The organism is Bacillus sp. 1A, assembly GCF_052682215.1.
Genome location: NZ_JBQYLZ010000001.1, coordinates 4,026,887 through 4,042,665, shown reverse-complemented (window position 1 = coordinate 4,042,665; position 15,779 = coordinate 4,026,887). Strand labels below are relative to the sequence as shown.

At 32.0% G+C, this 15,779-nt stretch carries 13 protein-coding genes and 4 pseudogenes; 16 read left to right on the top strand and 1 reads right to left on the bottom strand.

Annotation, left to right across the window (positions count from 1 at the left end; all coding sequences use genetic code 11):
* Positions 1-50: 50 nt before the first annotated feature.
* From ACUN0F_RS20670 to ACUN0F_RS20600, 15 genes and pseudogenes are all read left to right on the top strand, one after another.
* Positions 51-2,726, top strand: coding sequence for a M4 family metallopeptidase (locus ACUN0F_RS20670; protein WP_445540058.1), 2,676 nt, complete (start codon positions 51-53; stop codon positions 2,724-2,726).
* Positions 2,727-3,009: 283 nt separating this feature from the next.
* Positions 3,010-3,570, top strand: coding sequence for a class I SAM-dependent methyltransferase (locus ACUN0F_RS20665; RefSeq protein ID WP_445540057.1), 561 nt, complete (start codon positions 3,010-3,012; stop codon positions 3,568-3,570).
* Between the two features lie 270 nt (positions 3,571-3,840).
* Complete coding sequence (locus ACUN0F_RS20660) at positions 3,841-4,311, top strand: SRPBCC family protein (protein ID WP_445540056.1); 471 nt, start codon at positions 3,841-3,843, stop codon at positions 4,309-4,311.
* Positions 4,312-4,417: 106 nt separating this feature from the next.
* A pseudogene (locus ACUN0F_RS20655) lies at positions 4,418-4,582 on the top strand (ATP-binding cassette domain-containing protein); the annotation flags it as partial.
* 290 nt (positions 4,583-4,872) lie between these two features.
* Positions 4,873-6,227 (top strand): annotated as a pseudogene (locus ACUN0F_RS20650) (RNA-guided endonuclease TnpB family protein).
* A 288-nt stretch (positions 6,228-6,515) separates the two neighbouring features.
* A pseudogene (locus tag ACUN0F_RS20645) lies at positions 6,516-7,337 on the top strand (excinuclease ABC subunit UvrA); the annotation flags it as partial.
* Between the two features lie 385 nt (positions 7,338-7,722).
* Positions 7,723-8,064, top strand: coding sequence for a PadR family transcriptional regulator (locus tag ACUN0F_RS20640; RefSeq protein WP_445540055.1), 342 nt, complete (start codon positions 7,723-7,725; stop codon positions 8,062-8,064).
* Positions 8,061-8,573, top strand: a complete 513-nt coding sequence (locus tag ACUN0F_RS20635) for a hypothetical protein (protein WP_445540054.1) — start codon at positions 8,061-8,063, stop codon at positions 8,571-8,573. Before ACUN0F_RS20640 ends, ACUN0F_RS20635 begins: the two co-directional genes overlap by 4 nt.
* Positions 8,573-10,018, top strand: a complete 1,446-nt coding sequence (locus ACUN0F_RS20630; protein WP_445540053.1) for a serine hydrolase domain-containing protein — start codon at positions 8,573-8,575, stop codon at positions 10,016-10,018. The genes ACUN0F_RS20635 and ACUN0F_RS20630 overlap by 1 nt, the downstream gene beginning before the upstream one ends.
* Positions 10,019-10,139: 121 nt before the next feature.
* A complete protein-coding gene (locus tag ACUN0F_RS20625) occupies positions 10,140-10,949 on the top strand; it encodes a MerR family transcriptional regulator (protein ID WP_445540052.1) in 810 nt (269 codons plus the stop codon).
* Between the two features lie 112 nt (positions 10,950-11,061).
* Positions 11,062-11,292, top strand: coding sequence for an HAD hydrolase-like protein (locus ACUN0F_RS20620; RefSeq protein ID WP_241675969.1), 231 nt, complete (start codon positions 11,062-11,064; stop codon positions 11,290-11,292).
* A gap of 51 nt (positions 11,293-11,343) precedes the next feature.
* On the top strand, positions 11,344-11,922 hold the full coding sequence (locus ACUN0F_RS20615; protein ID WP_445540051.1) for an NUDIX domain-containing protein: 579 nt from the start codon (positions 11,344-11,346) through the stop codon (positions 11,920-11,922).
* 328 nt (positions 11,923-12,250) lie between these two features.
* A complete protein-coding gene (locus ACUN0F_RS20610; protein ID WP_445540050.1) occupies positions 12,251-13,114 on the top strand; it encodes a serine/threonine protein kinase in 864 nt (287 codons plus the stop codon).
* Positions 13,115-13,167: 53 nt separating this feature from the next.
* Positions 13,168-13,920: a class I SAM-dependent methyltransferase gene (locus tag ACUN0F_RS20605; protein ID WP_445540049.1), complete on the top strand. Its 753-nt coding sequence runs from the start codon at positions 13,168-13,170 to the stop codon at positions 13,918-13,920.
* 41 nt (positions 13,921-13,961) lie between these two features.
* Positions 13,962-14,129, top strand: a pseudogene (locus tag ACUN0F_RS20600) (alpha/beta hydrolase); the annotation flags it as partial.
* Positions 14,130-14,275: 146 nt separating this feature from the next.
* Here ACUN0F_RS20600 and ACUN0F_RS20595 read toward each other — a convergent pair.
* Complete coding sequence (locus ACUN0F_RS20595; RefSeq protein ID WP_445540048.1) at positions 14,276-14,719, bottom strand: carboxymuconolactone decarboxylase family protein; 444 nt, start codon at positions 14,717-14,719, stop codon at positions 14,276-14,278.
* A 175-nt stretch (positions 14,720-14,894) separates the two neighbouring features.
* Between ACUN0F_RS20595 and ACUN0F_RS20590 the strand changes: the two genes are divergently transcribed.
* The gene (locus ACUN0F_RS20590) at positions 14,895-15,689 is read left to right on the top strand and encodes a VOC family protein (protein WP_445540047.1); all 795 of its coding nucleotides are present in this window, start codon (positions 14,895-14,897) and stop codon (positions 15,687-15,689) included.
* Positions 15,690-15,779: the final 90 nt, after the last annotated feature.

Sequence of the window (15,779 nt, the reverse complement as noted above, 5' to 3'; positions counted from 1 at the left end):
AATACATTTAAGCAGTTTCATATTTTAGGAAATTATACGAGGAAAATAAAATGAAGAATAAAAAAGAAATAGCTATAGTTGCATTAACAACAGGATTAGTTTTAACAAGTGTAACACCATATGGAGTAGCTTATGCAGAAGAAACGGATCAAATGCAAGTTGAAATTCAAGAGGATTCGTTCCGTACAGGTGAACTTACACAACCATCACAAAAGACGCCAGAGAATGTAGTGAAAGATGCACTTAAGGAAAAGACCGGTCATGCTTTGTCTCCAAAACAAGTTAGTGGAGACAAAGGGGTAGATTACAACGTTGTTCAAAAACGTAGTTCTTATGATGGGACTACACTTGTGCGTATGCAACAAATATATGAAGGTAAAGAAGTATATGGACACCAATTGACTGCTCATGTAGATAAAAAGGGTATTATTAAAAGTATTTCAGGAGAAAGTGCACAAAATTTAACACAAGAAGATTTAAAGAATGCTAGTAATTTATCAAAAGAAGAAGCAAAACAATATATTTATAAGAAGTACGGGAACGATATTAAATTTATTTCTGAGCCAGAAGTTAAGGAAGTTATTTTTGTTAATGAAAATCATGGACAGGCTACCAATGCATATCAAGTTACATTTGCCGCTGCAACACCAAACTATGTATCTGGAACTTATTTAGTGAATGCTCATAATGGTGATATGTTGAAAAATATGGTGCAAGAGTCAGGTTTAAAAGTAACTGAAGAGCATGTTGAATCTATTAAGGAGAGTAAAAAAAGTAATTTCAAATCATTAACCGGAACAGGTAAAGATGATTTAGGTATAATTCGTACATTCGGTATTTCTGAACAAAATAATGGGAAATATGCGCTTGCGGATTACACAAGAGGACAAGGAATTGAGACGTATGATGTAAATTATAGAGATATTACTTATGAAGAAAAATATTATCCTGGTATATTAGCAACTAGCCCTTCAACAACATTTAATGATCCAAAGGCGGTAAGTGCTCATTTCTTAGCAACAAAGGTATATGATTTTTATAAAGATAAATATAAGCGTAATAGTTTTGATAATAAGGGGAACAAAGTAGTATCAGTTGTACATGCATGGGATTCTGGAGAAACAGATGATCCTAAAAATTGGGGTAATGCATTTAGTGCTAATATTAACAATGTTAGTATGCTAATATATGGCGATTCAATGGTTAGAGCATTTGACATAGCGGGTCATGAATTTACACATGCGGTTACATCTAGCGAATCTAATCTTGAATTTTTCGGAGAATCTGGGGCAATTAACGAGGCGTTATCTGACATTATGGGAACGGCTATTGAGAAATATATAAATAATGGGGAATTTAACTGGACAATAGGAGAACAATCGGGATCAGTGCTCCGTAATATGAAAAATCCATCTTCAATCAATTTTTTTGATGGGGTACCGTATCCAGATGATTATAGTAAATACAGTAATTTAAACGGAGAGGATAATGAGGGCGTTCATTTCAACTCAAGTATTATTAATAAAGTCGCATATTTAATTGCACAAGGTGGCACTCATAACGGTGTAACTGTAAATGGTATTGGTGAAGATAAAATGTTTGATATTTTCTTTTATGCAAATACTGATGAGTTGAACATGACTTCTAATTTCTCTGAATTAAGATTAGCGTGTCTTAAAGTTGCAACAAATAAATATGGGGCGAACTCAATTGAGGCTGAAACGGTTCAAAAAGCTTTTGATGCAGCGAAAATTAAAGGGACAGTGAAAGAAAACGAAAAAACTGTAGAAAACCAAGTCCCAGAGTTAACTGTACCGTTTACAATTACACTGCGTGTAGGTGATACGTTTGACCCGATGAGTAATGTAAAAGCTGTTGATAAAGAAGATGGTGAATTAACAAATAAAGTAAAACATAAAGGCAATGTAGACACTTCTAAACCAGGTACATACATTGTGGATTACTCGGTCGTTGACTCTCAAGGGGGGAATGCGACGGCTACACAGACGGTAATTGTAGAGGGAAATGGAGAAACATTAGATTTAAAGCCTACATTAACAGTGCCAACTGCAACGACAATTCATGTAGGAGATTCATTTGATCCAATGGCAAAAGTATTAGCTATTGATAAAGAAGACGGCGATCTTACTTCTAAAGTAAAAGTTGATGGTGAAGTAAATACCTCTAAAGCAGGTACTTACGTATTAACGTTCATAGTTACAGATTCTAAAGGTCATAAAGTAACTGCGGAACAAACTGTAACGGTCAAAGTTAGAGATGAAGTTAAAAATGAAATACCAATACTAAAAGTACCTGCTACAACTACAATTACTGAGGGGGATCAATTCAATCCAATGGTAGGAGTATCAGCTACTGATAAGGAAAACGGTGACCTTACTTCTAAAGTAGTTTATGAAGGAGATGTAGATACCTCTAAAGCTGGTACTTTTGAAATAATATATAGTGTCACAGATTCTGTAGGTAATGAGGTACATGCAATACAAAAAGTATTAGTGAAGGATAAAGACACTAGCAAAGCTAAAGGTATTACTAATAACAGTAATAACGGTAATATCCCGAACAGCATTAATTCTGATAAAAAAGAATCTACATATAAAGAGCTTCCCAACACCGGTGCCAGTACAACTAACAGTGCAACAATGGGCATATGGATGGTTATTGCAGGTACAGTACTCACTTTGGCTCGCAAATTTAGAAAGATATAAAAATAATAGTACGGGTTATTCGTTTGAAGAAAAGAGTACAGTATTCAAAAGAAATAAAATAGTTGTGTAGCATGAACTGATTCAATAAAGTTAGTTAGATCTTTGCAGAAGGGAACTTTAGGGTTTGAGTTCGATATTGTCCGGGACTCATTATACTGAATTTTCCCCTTAATTCGTTTGTTATTATTACGATCATTATATTTTTCCTAATTTGTTGAAGAAGGAAGGATAATAGTAAATATAGAATATATTAATAAATTAAAATGTTTACGAGGTGAAAGTGATGGCAACAAAACAAGATGAAATTAAAGTAGTAGTTGGCGCTGGCGTGTTTAATAATAATCCAGGTTGGATTCAAACACAAGAAGATGAACTTAACTTATTAGACAAAGCTACGTGGGAAGAAAGATTTGAATACAACTCTATTTCAGCTATTTTAGCTGAGCATGTATGGGAACACCTTACTTTTGAAGAAGGTATAAGAGCAGCTGAAATTTGTTATGAATTTTTAAAGCCAGGAGGGCATATTCGTTGTGGTGTTCCTGATGCATTTTTCCGAGATGAAACATACCAAAACATAGTTCAAATAGGCGGACCTGGCCCGAAAGATCATCCAGCAGCAAGTCATAAAATTGTTCATAATTATAAAACATTAACGGAAATGTTTAAATTTGCTGGATTTGAGGTAGTTTTACTTGAATATTGTGATGAAAATGGTCAGTTTTATTACAACGAATGGGATGCAAACGACGGTGTTATTTTCCGTTCGAAAAGGTATGATTCTAGAAATAAAGGTGAGAAGCTTGGTTTTCCATCTTTAATTGTTGATGCGATTAAGCGGTAAGTCATTCAATAAAAGCAAGGATTAATACTATAATTTCATGAGTCGCAAATGCGGCTTTTTTTATTGGTGCGTAAGTCTATATTTAATAAGGAAACGGATATACATGATAATTATTTTTTAACATTATATAACTCGACTTGGAAAATATTTAAGTTTTTCTCATTACCATTAACTTTAAATTAATACTTCGTTGACATAAAGATTTATTTTATATTTATATTCGTGTAAAATAGAGTGAGAACATACATTCTGTATAAAGGGGCAATCAATATGATAGCTGAAATTGGGAAACTAACTAATGGGTATATTGTAAAATTTGAACGCCGATTTCAAAATACGATAGAGGAAGTTTGGTCTGTATTAACAGATAATGATAAGTTAAAAAAATGGATGTCTAATTTACAGATTGAAAGCCTTAAAACAGGTGGAATTATAAAGTTCGACATGATGGACGGTTCATTTATAAATATTGATATTTTAGAGTGTCAAGTAAATTCAGTACTTGAATTTACTTGGGATAAAGATCGTGTCCGATTTGAAATACATAAAGAAGAAAGTGGGACTCTTTTACTTCTTAAAGAGTACATTCATGATTTAACAGATCATACACCGAAAGATATAGCAGGTTGGCATATTTGTTTAGATCTTTTTTCTTCCGTTCTAAAAGGAGAAGAAAAAGAATTTTCTAAAGATGGATGGCAACAGTGGTTTGAAATATATAAGGTAAGGTTCTTGAAGTGAGAGAATAATTACGTAAGAGGATATATTTATTGTGTAATTATTACATTTTAAAAATGATTTTGATGAAAAATAAGAATAGAGGTTAATATGAAAGGTAAATCAATTAATTGCTAATAACATAAATAAATTAGATACAGCTATTCCATTTAATAAGTCGTTTGGAATCGCTGATTTATCAGGATCGGGTAAAACAACTTTTTGTCAAACGATTGGCGAAGAATCAAAAAAACGATGGGTTTCTTTATTACCAAAGGCTGAATATCAATATTTATCCCTTTCGGCAAGAAGACTCCATCTGATTTGTGTTACGGGTAAAACCCAACAATTCAGGTGGAGATGAATTGCCGTCAGTCAATAAGGCTGAACTCTTTTGTTTCTTTCATAATAATTTTTTGCTGGGCGAATATTTGTTTCTTTTTGTCTCACGATACAATATGCCCTTAGATAAGGAGGGAATATATCTTAAGATAACGGAATTGGATAATATTCATTACTTTTGGTTACTTGCACCAAAAGTAATGAATAAGTTGAATGAACTCTCTAAGAAAGGTGGTGAAAACAATGGCTAGAAAGAAAGCAGTGAAAGTATTACGTAAACAAAAGAAAAGAGAAACCATGCAACGATTCACGCAGAAACAAAATATCGGACGAGCTTGTCTCACGGCTAAAGAATTTCGCTTACTGCAACGCATGTCACATAGTTCAAAAGCATTGCGAAATGTTGGGTTGTACACCATTAAACAAAGTTATTTAAATCATAATAAAATGGCTACTATAAAAGAAGTGGATACCGCCATGCAAGCCGATATGACTACTGTGGCATGCAATCAAACTCTGTTCAAGCGATTCGTAGAGCTTTATTTACAGAAGTGAAGAGCTTTTTTAAAGCACTGGAACAATGGAAGAAAAATCCTGAGAAGTTCACAGGACGTCCTAAGTTTCCAAATTATTCTCGTTCAACTGACAAACGAATCATTGAAATCTATCAAGTTCCAAAAGTGGATGATAACGGGTATTGGATCATTCCGATGAGTGTGGCATTCAGAAAAAAATTCGGTTCCATTAAAATACGTATGCCTAAGAACTTAAGAAATAAAAAAATCTCCTATATTGAGATTGTCCCGAAGCAAAAAGGTCGGTTCTTTGAGGTGCATTATACATATGAAATGCACGTTTCTCAAATGAAGAAACCACCCACGACTACGAGTAACGCTTTGAGTTGCGATTTAGGTGTAGACAGATTAGTAAGTTGCGTGACAAATACAGGTGAGGCATTTTTAATTGAGGGGAAAAAATTAAAATCCATAAACCAATACTTCAATAAAATGATACGTAATCTGCAACAGAAAAATGTTGAAAACGGAATTTCAAAACGAGTTGTAACGAATCAAATGGCTGCAATTTGGCATAAACGAGAACGACAAATAAATGGTTACATTTCACAAACGGTAGGCCTGTTGTTCAAAAAAGTGAAAGCATTCGATATAGATACGATTGTCGTAGGATATAACACGGGTTGGAAACAAAAATCAGATATGGGGAAAAAGAATAATCAAAAGTTTGTTCAAATCCCGTTTCATAAACTAATTGCGGCAATTGAGAATAAATGTATAAAAGAAGGCATCCGACTTTTTAAACAAGAAGAAAGCTATACTTCAAAAGCTAGCTTCCTAGACAAAGATTTGGTTCCAGTTTGGTCTAAGGATGATAGGACGCATTATCGCTTTAGCGGCAAACGAATCACTCGTGGTCTGTACAAAAGTAAAGAAGGAACATGTATCCACGCAGATATTAATGGTGCATTGAATACATTGCAAAAATCAAGAGTTGTAGAATTGGATGACAACCTCAAAGTGAAAACGCCGATTCTATTAGAAGTGCAAAAACGTAAGGCTGTTGCTTCGCGCATAGCTTAGTGGGTGCGTCAACCATCCATGTGTACTCGACTTGTCGGGGCTTGTAGTACACGCCAGAGTCAGCTGAGTGGTGGCTTCTTCCATAAGGGAGAACTGCTCTTTTTTCGAAAGGGTGGTGCAAGTGGGGAAACAATTGTTCGTTGCCAGTACCAACCAAAAACTTACCTTGGGTGTTACCGGAAGGTGGCATGAATGCTAGAGCGTCAACTGTCTAGCGATAGACGAAAAGACCTAGCGTTCTAACTCAAGCCCCCACTGAAATGATTCATTTCAGTGGGGGTAGTTGACGATAAAAAAGGAAAGACACGCAGAACATGGGTAGGATTTAATACAATTATTGGTGGATATATTGTTATTTCAAAAGCAGCTATTAAAGAAGAAATTAAGTCTTCTAAAGAAATGATGACATGTCCAATTTGTGAGGGAACGGTATTAAATCATCATAAACCCCTTAAATTTGGTAACTTCGATATTCGTGAAATTATCAATCAACCAGTTGATGATGTATTGAAAGTAGTCGGTGATCTACCTGCACTTCATAAATTAAAGTCTATAGTTGGTGGCGATATGAGATTGACAGAAGATGTTTCTTTATTGCCTAGAAAAGCACAAGTTGCACTGAAAATGTTTGAATTAGAACAGGCAAGCTTTTCAAAATATGAAATAGTGTTACAAAATGTTTTACCATTCTGGGACGAAATAAAAGGAAATATTGAATCCATTAGTGTTAATAATCAAGTAACTGTATGTGATTTTCCTAATGTTTATGAAATGAGAGAAAACATTATAGATAAGTATTTCACAAATGGTAAATATAAAAAACTTACGTATGTATACGAAGCGTTTGGATACAAAAAGTTAGTTACCCAAATTAATAAAATTAAAAAAAGTAATCCATGTCCATTTTGTAAAGGAAAGAAAGTTATAACAGAAGATAATCTACATGATGGTGTGGATGTACAAACATGGTTAACTGGAAAAGTTAATGATGTTGTGGATGAGAGCTTATTAACAGAAGCTGTTTCGCAAATACCAATTTTTAATCGCATTCGCGAATTGGATAAACGTGAGATGATGGCGGTTTATGAATGTCTTGAGAGTAATCAGTAAAGTTTTATTAGTTTATGTGTTATTAACATAACTTATATAAAACGTATATTCTTTATAATGTTCATAATAACGCAGTATGATTATTATAAAGTAATGAAAGAAGATCCAATTTTTTAATGTGAAAATTAAGAAATTGAATCTTTTAGTATTTTATGTCCTGTATACTATATTTCAACTAAGATATATGGAGCAGATATAAGAAATAAAAGTGATGAACAGTTGATATATTATGTAGTTATTATATTATAAAAGTGATTATTAAGGGTAAGAACAGTTCATAAGTGATGTTCTTACTTATTTAATATCTTTGTTATTTTATCTGATTTTTTAGATTTAACAGAAATCTATACTTGAATGAAGTATAGATTTCTGTTAAATTTATCCTATGGATAGAACAAGTTTAATTAAAGGTCATTTAGAAATGTGTGTATTATCTATTTTGTCAAAAAAGAAAAGTTATGGTTATGAGATTATGAAAGAACTTGAAGTAAATAATTTAAAATTGAAAGGAGTAGGAAGTATTTACCCCATTTTAACTAAGTTGAAAAATCAAGAGTGGGTTAATACTTATCAAGTAGTAACAGACAGTGGTAAAATTAGGATTTATTATGAAATTAATGAAAATGGGAAAATGCGTCTTGAGAAGAAAATTAATGAGTGGTTAGAATTGCAATCTGATATTCAAACATTATTAAAAAGTGGTTTGAAAGGAGACCTTCTGAAATGAGGAATAGATTGATAGGTAAAGAAAAGCAATTTTTAATAGACGTACTTAAGGAATTAAAGCAATACGATATTAGTTTAGAAGAACGGGAAAATATTAAGCGACAAATATTAGAACATTTTCAAGAATGTCGTGAACATGGTGAAGATAGTATAGATGATTTAGGTACACCTGAATTATTTGTTCAAGATTATTTAGAAATAAATGAGGTTGATTTACAAGTTAAAAGGAAGCAATTGAAAAATGAAAAGGGGAAATTAAACAAATCTATCTTACGCGGCATATTCATCGCAATTATTACTTACCTCATCTCGCAAACTACATTCACAATATTTTTAACTAGATCATTTAATCCAACTAATAGTAAAAATACATTTCAGTATAATCTTTTATATCGTATTTCAGAAAATCAATGGTGGAATTCATTATTAATAATGATTAGTTTTCTGCTCTCTGTAGTAGTATTTATTAGTTTAGTAAGTTATAAAAAAAGAAAGCTGTCTAAAGCATAATGAAGAATACGTTCTATAAAATGTCTCTAATTTATATTCTTTGTAATGTATTAATGTTATGTATTACAGATTCAAAAGTTTATGCTCAGCAAAATATTAAAATTGCATTAGATAAGTATATTGAAAAATTTATAAAGGAGCAGAACATTCCAGGAGCTTCTGTTGCAATTGTACATAATAAAGATGTATTCTTCACAAAAACGATGGGGATTACTGGAGAAACTGAAAAAAAGGTAACTAGTAAAACGCCATTTGTAATCGGCTCAATAAGTAAATCTTTAACAGCTTTAGCTATAGTGAAATTAATAGAAGATAAAAAAATAAAATTAGAGGATCCAGTTCAACGATACCTCCCCTGGTTTAAACTAAAAGATTCTCAAATATCCTCAACTATAACAATCCAACATCTACTAACTCATACAAGTGGAATAAGCACATATGAGGGCTTAGCATTATCAGATAAGCAATCCAAAAATTCTACAGCATTAAAAGAAAATGTAATGAAACTTTCAAATATAAAATTAACTGCTCCACCAGGTGAAAAATATCAATATAGTAATGCGAATTATATTGTATTAGGTGCACTTATTGAAGGAGTCACAAATGAATCATATTCATCATATATGGAAAAGCATATTTTTCAGCCATTAAATATGAATGGCGCGGCAGCAAGTAAAGAAACTGCATATGAAAAAGGTTATTTAACAGGTTATCAGTCTTGGTTTGGCATTCCAAGAAAAAGTGTAGTGTCCTATGATAATGCCGGGGCACCGTATGGCTATATTACTGCAAATTTAGAAGATATGATTCAATATATTATGTTTTTGAATCGGCCAGAGGATGATCAATTCTTAAAGCAAGAAAACATGGATCTTTATCTTTCACCACTTTATAAAATAAATTCAGAAAAAAGTTATGGTTTTGGATTAAGAACAACAAATATAAATGAAAGTGAAACGATGATTTGGCATTCAGGATCAACGCCCGATGCTCGTGCAGAAATATTTATTTTAAATAAAAGTGGCTGGGGTGGTGTGATTTTAACGAATAAAAATCATGTATTAGAAGAAACCGCACTATCAGTATTGAAAAAGGGGATTATTAGTATTTTGAATGGAGAAGAACCGGTTGATATCCCTAAAAACATACCATTAACACAAATTATTTTGTTGATAGTCACACTCATACTTTTCATAATATCAATCATATTAATTAAAAAGTATAAATATATGAAAACTGTAAAAAAACTAATTTGGTTATTCACAGGGAGTCTATCCCTACTATTATCCATTATTTTCATCCCACTGCTTACTTATAGTACAAGTTCACCTTGGCGTACGATTAAAATATTTGCGCCAGATGTAGCTTTATTTACAAGTATTATTGTAACTTTATTAGCTGTGACCGGACTAATATCAATTCTTATAGCCTTAAGAAGGAAGTAAGTATAAGGGGAAAGAATTAAAGAAATATAATTTAATTGTTATAAACAGTTGACTCTCACACAATGTTATTGTTTAAGATGAAGTTGAGCTTCGAAGTAGATGTAACTTATAGGAGGAAAACATGTTTAAAATAGGAGACTTTTCAAAACTATCTTCAATTAGTATTCGGATGTTGAGACACTACGATAAAGTGGAATTATTACAACCAATAAAAGTTGATGAGCAGAGTGGATACCGATACTATTCAGCAGCCCAATTAAAGAAAGTAAATCAAATTCAAACGTTAAAAGATATGGGATTTAATATCGCTACCATTAAAGAAATAATAGAATGCGATAATATAGATGGTATTAAGGAGCAATTTTTAAATCGTAGTGCTCAAATTAAAGAAGACATGACTAACCTCCAAAAACAATTACGTCTCCTCGAAGATTCAATGAAAACGATGAGAGAGGATGTTGTTGAGATGAATTACCACGTTTCAATAAAAGAAATTCCAGAAAGAAATGTAGCTAGTGTTAGAAAGATTATTTCATCGTATAATTGTGAAGGCGATTTATGGAGTATATTGATGCGAGAAATGCATATTAAAAATATTAGTATGGCCCATCCGAGTTATAGTATCGCTGTCTTCCATGATCAAGAATACAAAGAAAATGATGTAGATGTAGAAATACAGCTAAATATCTTAGGAAAGCATGAAAATACAAAAGATGTTTATTTTCAAAAAATAGAGCCAATCAAAGTAGCTTCTATAACAGTAAGCGGAAGTTATGAACAAATGACAAACGTAAATGAAGCAGCCGCAAAATGGATTGAGACAGAAGGTTACGAATTAGCAGGACCAATGTTTAATATTTATCATGTGAGCCCAGCGATGGAATCGGATCCTAGTAAGTGGGTTACAGAAGTCTGTTTTCCATTTAAGTGAGGAAAAAGAAAAAAGGCATTATTTATATGCCTTTTTTCTTTATAAATATATCCATAAATATCAAGACAAGTTGCGACTGCAAAAAACGAATATAGGTTTACTTATAAAAGCAGTGAAAGAACATGTTCTATGTTTAAAAGACTGTTTTCTTATTGGCGATACAGGGAGTACGGATATAATTTCAGCTGAAAGGGCGAATATGAAAAAGATTTTGGTACGAACAGGATGGGGAGAAAGCTCATTAACAAAGTATAGAAATTCGTGGATAGAAACGGCGCCTAATTATATAGCGGAAAATTTACTTGATGTTGTGTGTTGGATTGAAGATAATTTAAGGACATAATAAAATTATAGTAAACTGGTTTATGAGATGGTTAATTTAGGAGGGAAAATATTGATACATATAGATAAGAATGTACGAACATCTGGTGCATATGTAATGTATAAGAATTTATTTGTTTTTCAAGTTGGACCAACGAGTAAAGGTGATACATTAGGTGTAGTAAGACTTGGAGGACATAAAGAGGCGGATGAAACAGCAGTAGAAACTGCTAAAAGAGAAGTGAAAGAAGAAGCCTCTATTGATATTACTATATTGAATTCACCAACTACATACTATAAAGAGAGTTGGAATGCACAATCAAAGAAAATAAAAGTAGAAAATGAAGTTAATCCAATATTAATTATTGATAGTCCAGATGAAAATTTATCTATTATGTATATGGGGCATTCAGAAAATGAGCCAAATCCATCTTCTGAAACGAAAGGGCTATTATTACTTTCAGTAAGCGATATTAGGCTAATTTGTAGTAAGGAAATAACACTAAATGATTATATTAAGCAAGGTGGAATAGCAAGATTCAAAGAAAAAATGAATAAAGAGTTAATTTTACAACCTTTTCCGCAACTTTTATTTTTAGCAGAACTATTAAAAAGGGATGCTATATTACTTCAGCGGTTTCTAATAACTTAAAGGTATTTGTAGTTGAGATAAAGGACATTTAGATTCTAAAAATTAACTATAAAATTATTATGCAAATCAAGTGCGGTATCGAATAGGGTTTTCTTATAATTTGTATTTTAGTATAGTGTAATTAAAAAATTAAACTTTCTATTATTGTTATTATGTATAATAGAAAGTAAGAATATTTTGGTAGTTATTGAATGTAATTAAAGGCGGTTATTGGAAAGGAGTGATGTTTTATGAACAAACAGAAGAAAACAAAATATGAGGTAAAAATAATTTGAGTATGCGTATCATACCTCTATAAACTACGTTCGCTCAAAGCTAGGAGCAGCGCATGATAAATATTACAATAGGAAAAAATCAATATCCTTTAACATTGGCAGAGGATCATAATTTTAATTGGTTAAAGGATGTAGAAGTGTTTACTGTTTTTGATCAGCAAGATTCAGGAAATATTAGCTTTGGTATTATTGAAAATGGACATCGTTACTTTTTGAAGTATGCTGGTGCACGCAATATAGAATACAAAGGAAATATAGAGGACGCAATTCAACGATTAATGAAGGCGAAAAAAGTGTATGAAGAAATTCAACATCCTTTACTAGTTCCATATATAAATTCTATTCAAATGCAAAATGGATTTTGTTTAAGATTCCATTGGGTTGATGGGGAATGCATGCACAATCATTGGGATTTTACAACGTTTGAAAAGCACCATGCACCAAATTCGCCTTTTGTTAAGTTAAGACAATTATCCGTGACAGAGAGACTTAACATATTAACACAAATTTTTGAGTTTGCAGTCTATGTGGAGTCATTAGGATATGTCATGGTTGATTTTTATGACGGTAGTATTTTATATAATTTTGAACAATCAAAACTTACGATTTGTGATATTGATTTCTTTCAAAAAAAACCTGTATTCAATGAAATTGGGGAGGATTTTTGGGGAACAAGTCGCTTTAAAGCACCGGAGGAATGTGAACTGCATGCGCAAATTACAAGTGAAACGAATGTATATGTGTTAGCTGGAATTGCTTTTGCCTTTATCGGTGGAAAAAATGATAAAAGTTTTGAAAAATGGGAAAGCACTCAAGAATTATATAATATATGTAAAAAAGCGCTACATAAAGAAAAAAATAAAAGGTATCGTACTATTCAAGCATTTTATGAAACTTGGCTTACAAATATAGAGTAAATAATTGATAATACATTTTAATATATAAGTATCAACAAAGGGGAACACATAAAATGAACGAACTAGAGTATAAAAGCTTCTATGATAAAGTAGGAAGAGTAAATGGTTGGGATTTTAGTAAAATAAAATGTGAAACTGTAGGAGATACATGGGACTTTTATGGAGAAGTGAAAGAAAGATGTAAACTAACAGACACTCTACTTGATGTTGGTACAGGTGGAGGAGAAAATGTACTTAACATAGCATCTTCAGCTAAATTGTTAATTGGAATTGATAATTCTAATGGCATGATTGAAACGGCACATTCCAATTTAAAAAAATCAGGTGTACAAAATGTTGAGTTTTTTCAAATGGATTCTGAAGTTTTAATGTTTCCACATGCGTATTTTGATATTGCTTCTAGTTGTCACGCACCGTTTATAGCATCTGAATTAGCAAAAGTAATGAAAAAAGGTGCTTTGTTTTTAACGCAACAAGTTAGCGAATATGATAAATTGAACTTGAAAAAGGCATTTGGAAGAGGACAATGCTTAGGCGAAAGAGATGGAACTTTAAAAGAAAAGTATATGGGTGAACTTATAAATGCAGGATTTGAACTTGTGCAAGTACGTGAATATGATGTTACTGATTATTACAGTACGCCTGAAGATCTTATTTTCTTGTTAAAACATACACCCATTATTCCTAGATTTGGAGAAGAGGAAGATGATTTTACTATTTTACAAAAATTCATTGATGCAAATAGTTCTGAAAAAGGGATTTATACGAATTCAAAAAGGTTTATGATTATTGCTGTTAAATTATAATGTGTTATAGATTAAAAGCTGCTTTTCTTTCAAAAAGCAGCTTTTTGTGTGGAAAAGAAGGTTATACAAGATGGTCTTCATTACTAGAGATTGGAGTTAAGGGCCTTGGTATAGAAATAAATAATAAAGTATGTTGGCATGCGAGAGGTACAACAATGATTAATATTGTAAGAGGTATGCATAAGGACGAAACATTGGGATTATCCGAAAGTTATAGTAGAAGAAATAAGAAAACATCGGTAAAGTTAAATATAAATCCAAAAGGTTGATTTTTGTAATATATAAAAATCAACCTTTTGGAGCGTATGTAATATAGAAATAACGTATAGAGTAAGTAAGATTTTTGCTTACAGTTTTATTTTTTAGCAGGTGTATTTCCCATCGCGATAGAAATTCTATTCCAACTATTAATTTGATTAATAATCAAGACAAGGTCAATATATTGTTTTTCATCATAATGTTCACATACTCGTTTGTATAGGGAATTAGGAACTCTTTTAGTAGGAATTAGTGTAATATGTTCAGCTAGTTCAATAGCGACCTTTTCTTCTGCTGTATAAAAAGTACATTCATCCCAAGTACTTAAGCAATAAATCCTTTGTTCAGTTTCTCCCACTTTTCGCGCATCAGATGTATGTAAATCTAAGCAGTAAGCACAGCCATTGATCTGAGAAACTCTAATTTTAATAAGTTCTCTAATCGTGCGATTAATCGTAGATTGCTGTGTGTACTTTTCCATGTCCATCATAATTTTCATAGCATCAGGTGCAGCTTCATAGTAGGAAATTCTTTGAGTCACAATACAACACTCCTTTTAGTTTAAGATATATGGCATTAGCCGAAAATGTTAACTTAACTGTTCTAATACAAAAGTATTAGTTTGTTAATTAAAGTTTCAATCTTCAGGTGGATTTTTCCTGTTAGTTTTTAAAATACAATACTAATAGATATAATGAATTTGGAGGTTAATTATAATGATTACACATATATCAGATATTAAACTACAAACGGTTTCCATAAAAGGGGTAAAACAAGTATATAAGGACATATTATCTTTTCCAATAAAAAAAGAAACGGCATCTTTTATTCAATTTGAAGTAACACCATACACTACAATTAGTTTTCAAGAAGTATACGAACTAATCGCACCTGCACATTTCGCTTTTGAGATTCCATATTCAAAATTCCATGAAACAGCAAAATGGCTAAAACAGTCTGGATTACTTATTGCGAAATGGAAAGATGGTCATACAATTGATGAAGAGAGCGGTCGATTCAACTTATATTTCAGAGATGGAGATGGAAATCTTCTCGAAATTATCGCGCATAGTTATGTTAAAGAAGATGTATTAGTACCACATTCACCATTAAACGTTTTATATGTAAGAGAAATCGGACTTCCCGTTAAAAGTGTACCAGTATTTACAAAATGGTTGAAATCAAATCTCAATATGAAAACGATGGAAGATGGGGATATTTTCAATTTTGTTATAGGTGGCACTGCATATATTGTTGCGACTTGGTGGCAGCGATCTTGGATCCCAATTGCGATGAAAGCTTTACCACCGAAAGTGCATGTTTCTTTCGGAACACCGGACCCTGTATTTTTACAGCAAATCCAAATTAACTTTAAGAGAAATAGTGTACCATTTCAATGTAAACATAATGAAATATCATTTATTGAGCAAGGATATGCATTTTCAATTGTGTATACACCACATTTTCCTTCCGATATTCCTAGTAAATTAAACTTACCACTTTCTATTTAAAGATAGAGAGTGGTAAGTTTTTTATCTTTTCGTGGAGAAAGGTTTTAGTATAATTACACTGAGTTTATAGAGGAGTATACTTGTAGTTAA

Excerpts from the sequence above, each read along its gene's own strand:
- ACUN0F_RS20665 (WP_445540057.1), top strand. The coding sequence starts at position 3,010 with ATGGCAACAAAACAAGATGAAATTAAAGTAGTAGTTGGCGCTGGCGTG.
- ACUN0F_RS20625 (WP_445540052.1), top strand. The coding sequence starts at position 10,140 with ATGTTTAAAATAGGAGACTTTTCAAAACTATCTTCAATTAGTATTCGG.
- ACUN0F_RS20605 (WP_445540049.1), top strand. The coding sequence starts at position 13,168 with ATGAACGAACTAGAGTATAAAAGCTTCTATGATAAAGTAGGAAGAGTA.
- ACUN0F_RS20610 (WP_445540050.1), top strand. The coding sequence starts at position 12,251 with ATGATAAATATTACAATAGGAAAAAATCAATATCCTTTAACATTGGCA.
- ACUN0F_RS20630 (WP_445540053.1), top strand. The coding sequence starts at position 8,573 with ATGAAGAATACGTTCTATAAAATGTCTCTAATTTATATTCTTTGTAAT.
- ACUN0F_RS20640 (WP_445540055.1), top strand. The coding sequence starts at position 7,723 with ATGGATAGAACAAGTTTAATTAAAGGTCATTTAGAAATGTGTGTATTA.
- ACUN0F_RS20670 (WP_445540058.1), top strand. The coding sequence starts at position 51 with ATGAAGAATAAAAAAGAAATAGCTATAGTTGCATTAACAACAGGATTA.
- ACUN0F_RS20590 (WP_445540047.1), top strand. The coding sequence starts at position 14,895 with ATGATTACACATATATCAGATATTAAACTACAAACGGTTTCCATAAAA.
- ACUN0F_RS20635 (WP_445540054.1), top strand. The coding sequence starts at position 8,061 with ATGAGGAATAGATTGATAGGTAAAGAAAAGCAATTTTTAATAGACGTA.
- ACUN0F_RS20660 (WP_445540056.1), top strand. The coding sequence starts at position 3,841 with ATGATAGCTGAAATTGGGAAACTAACTAATGGGTATATTGTAAAATTT.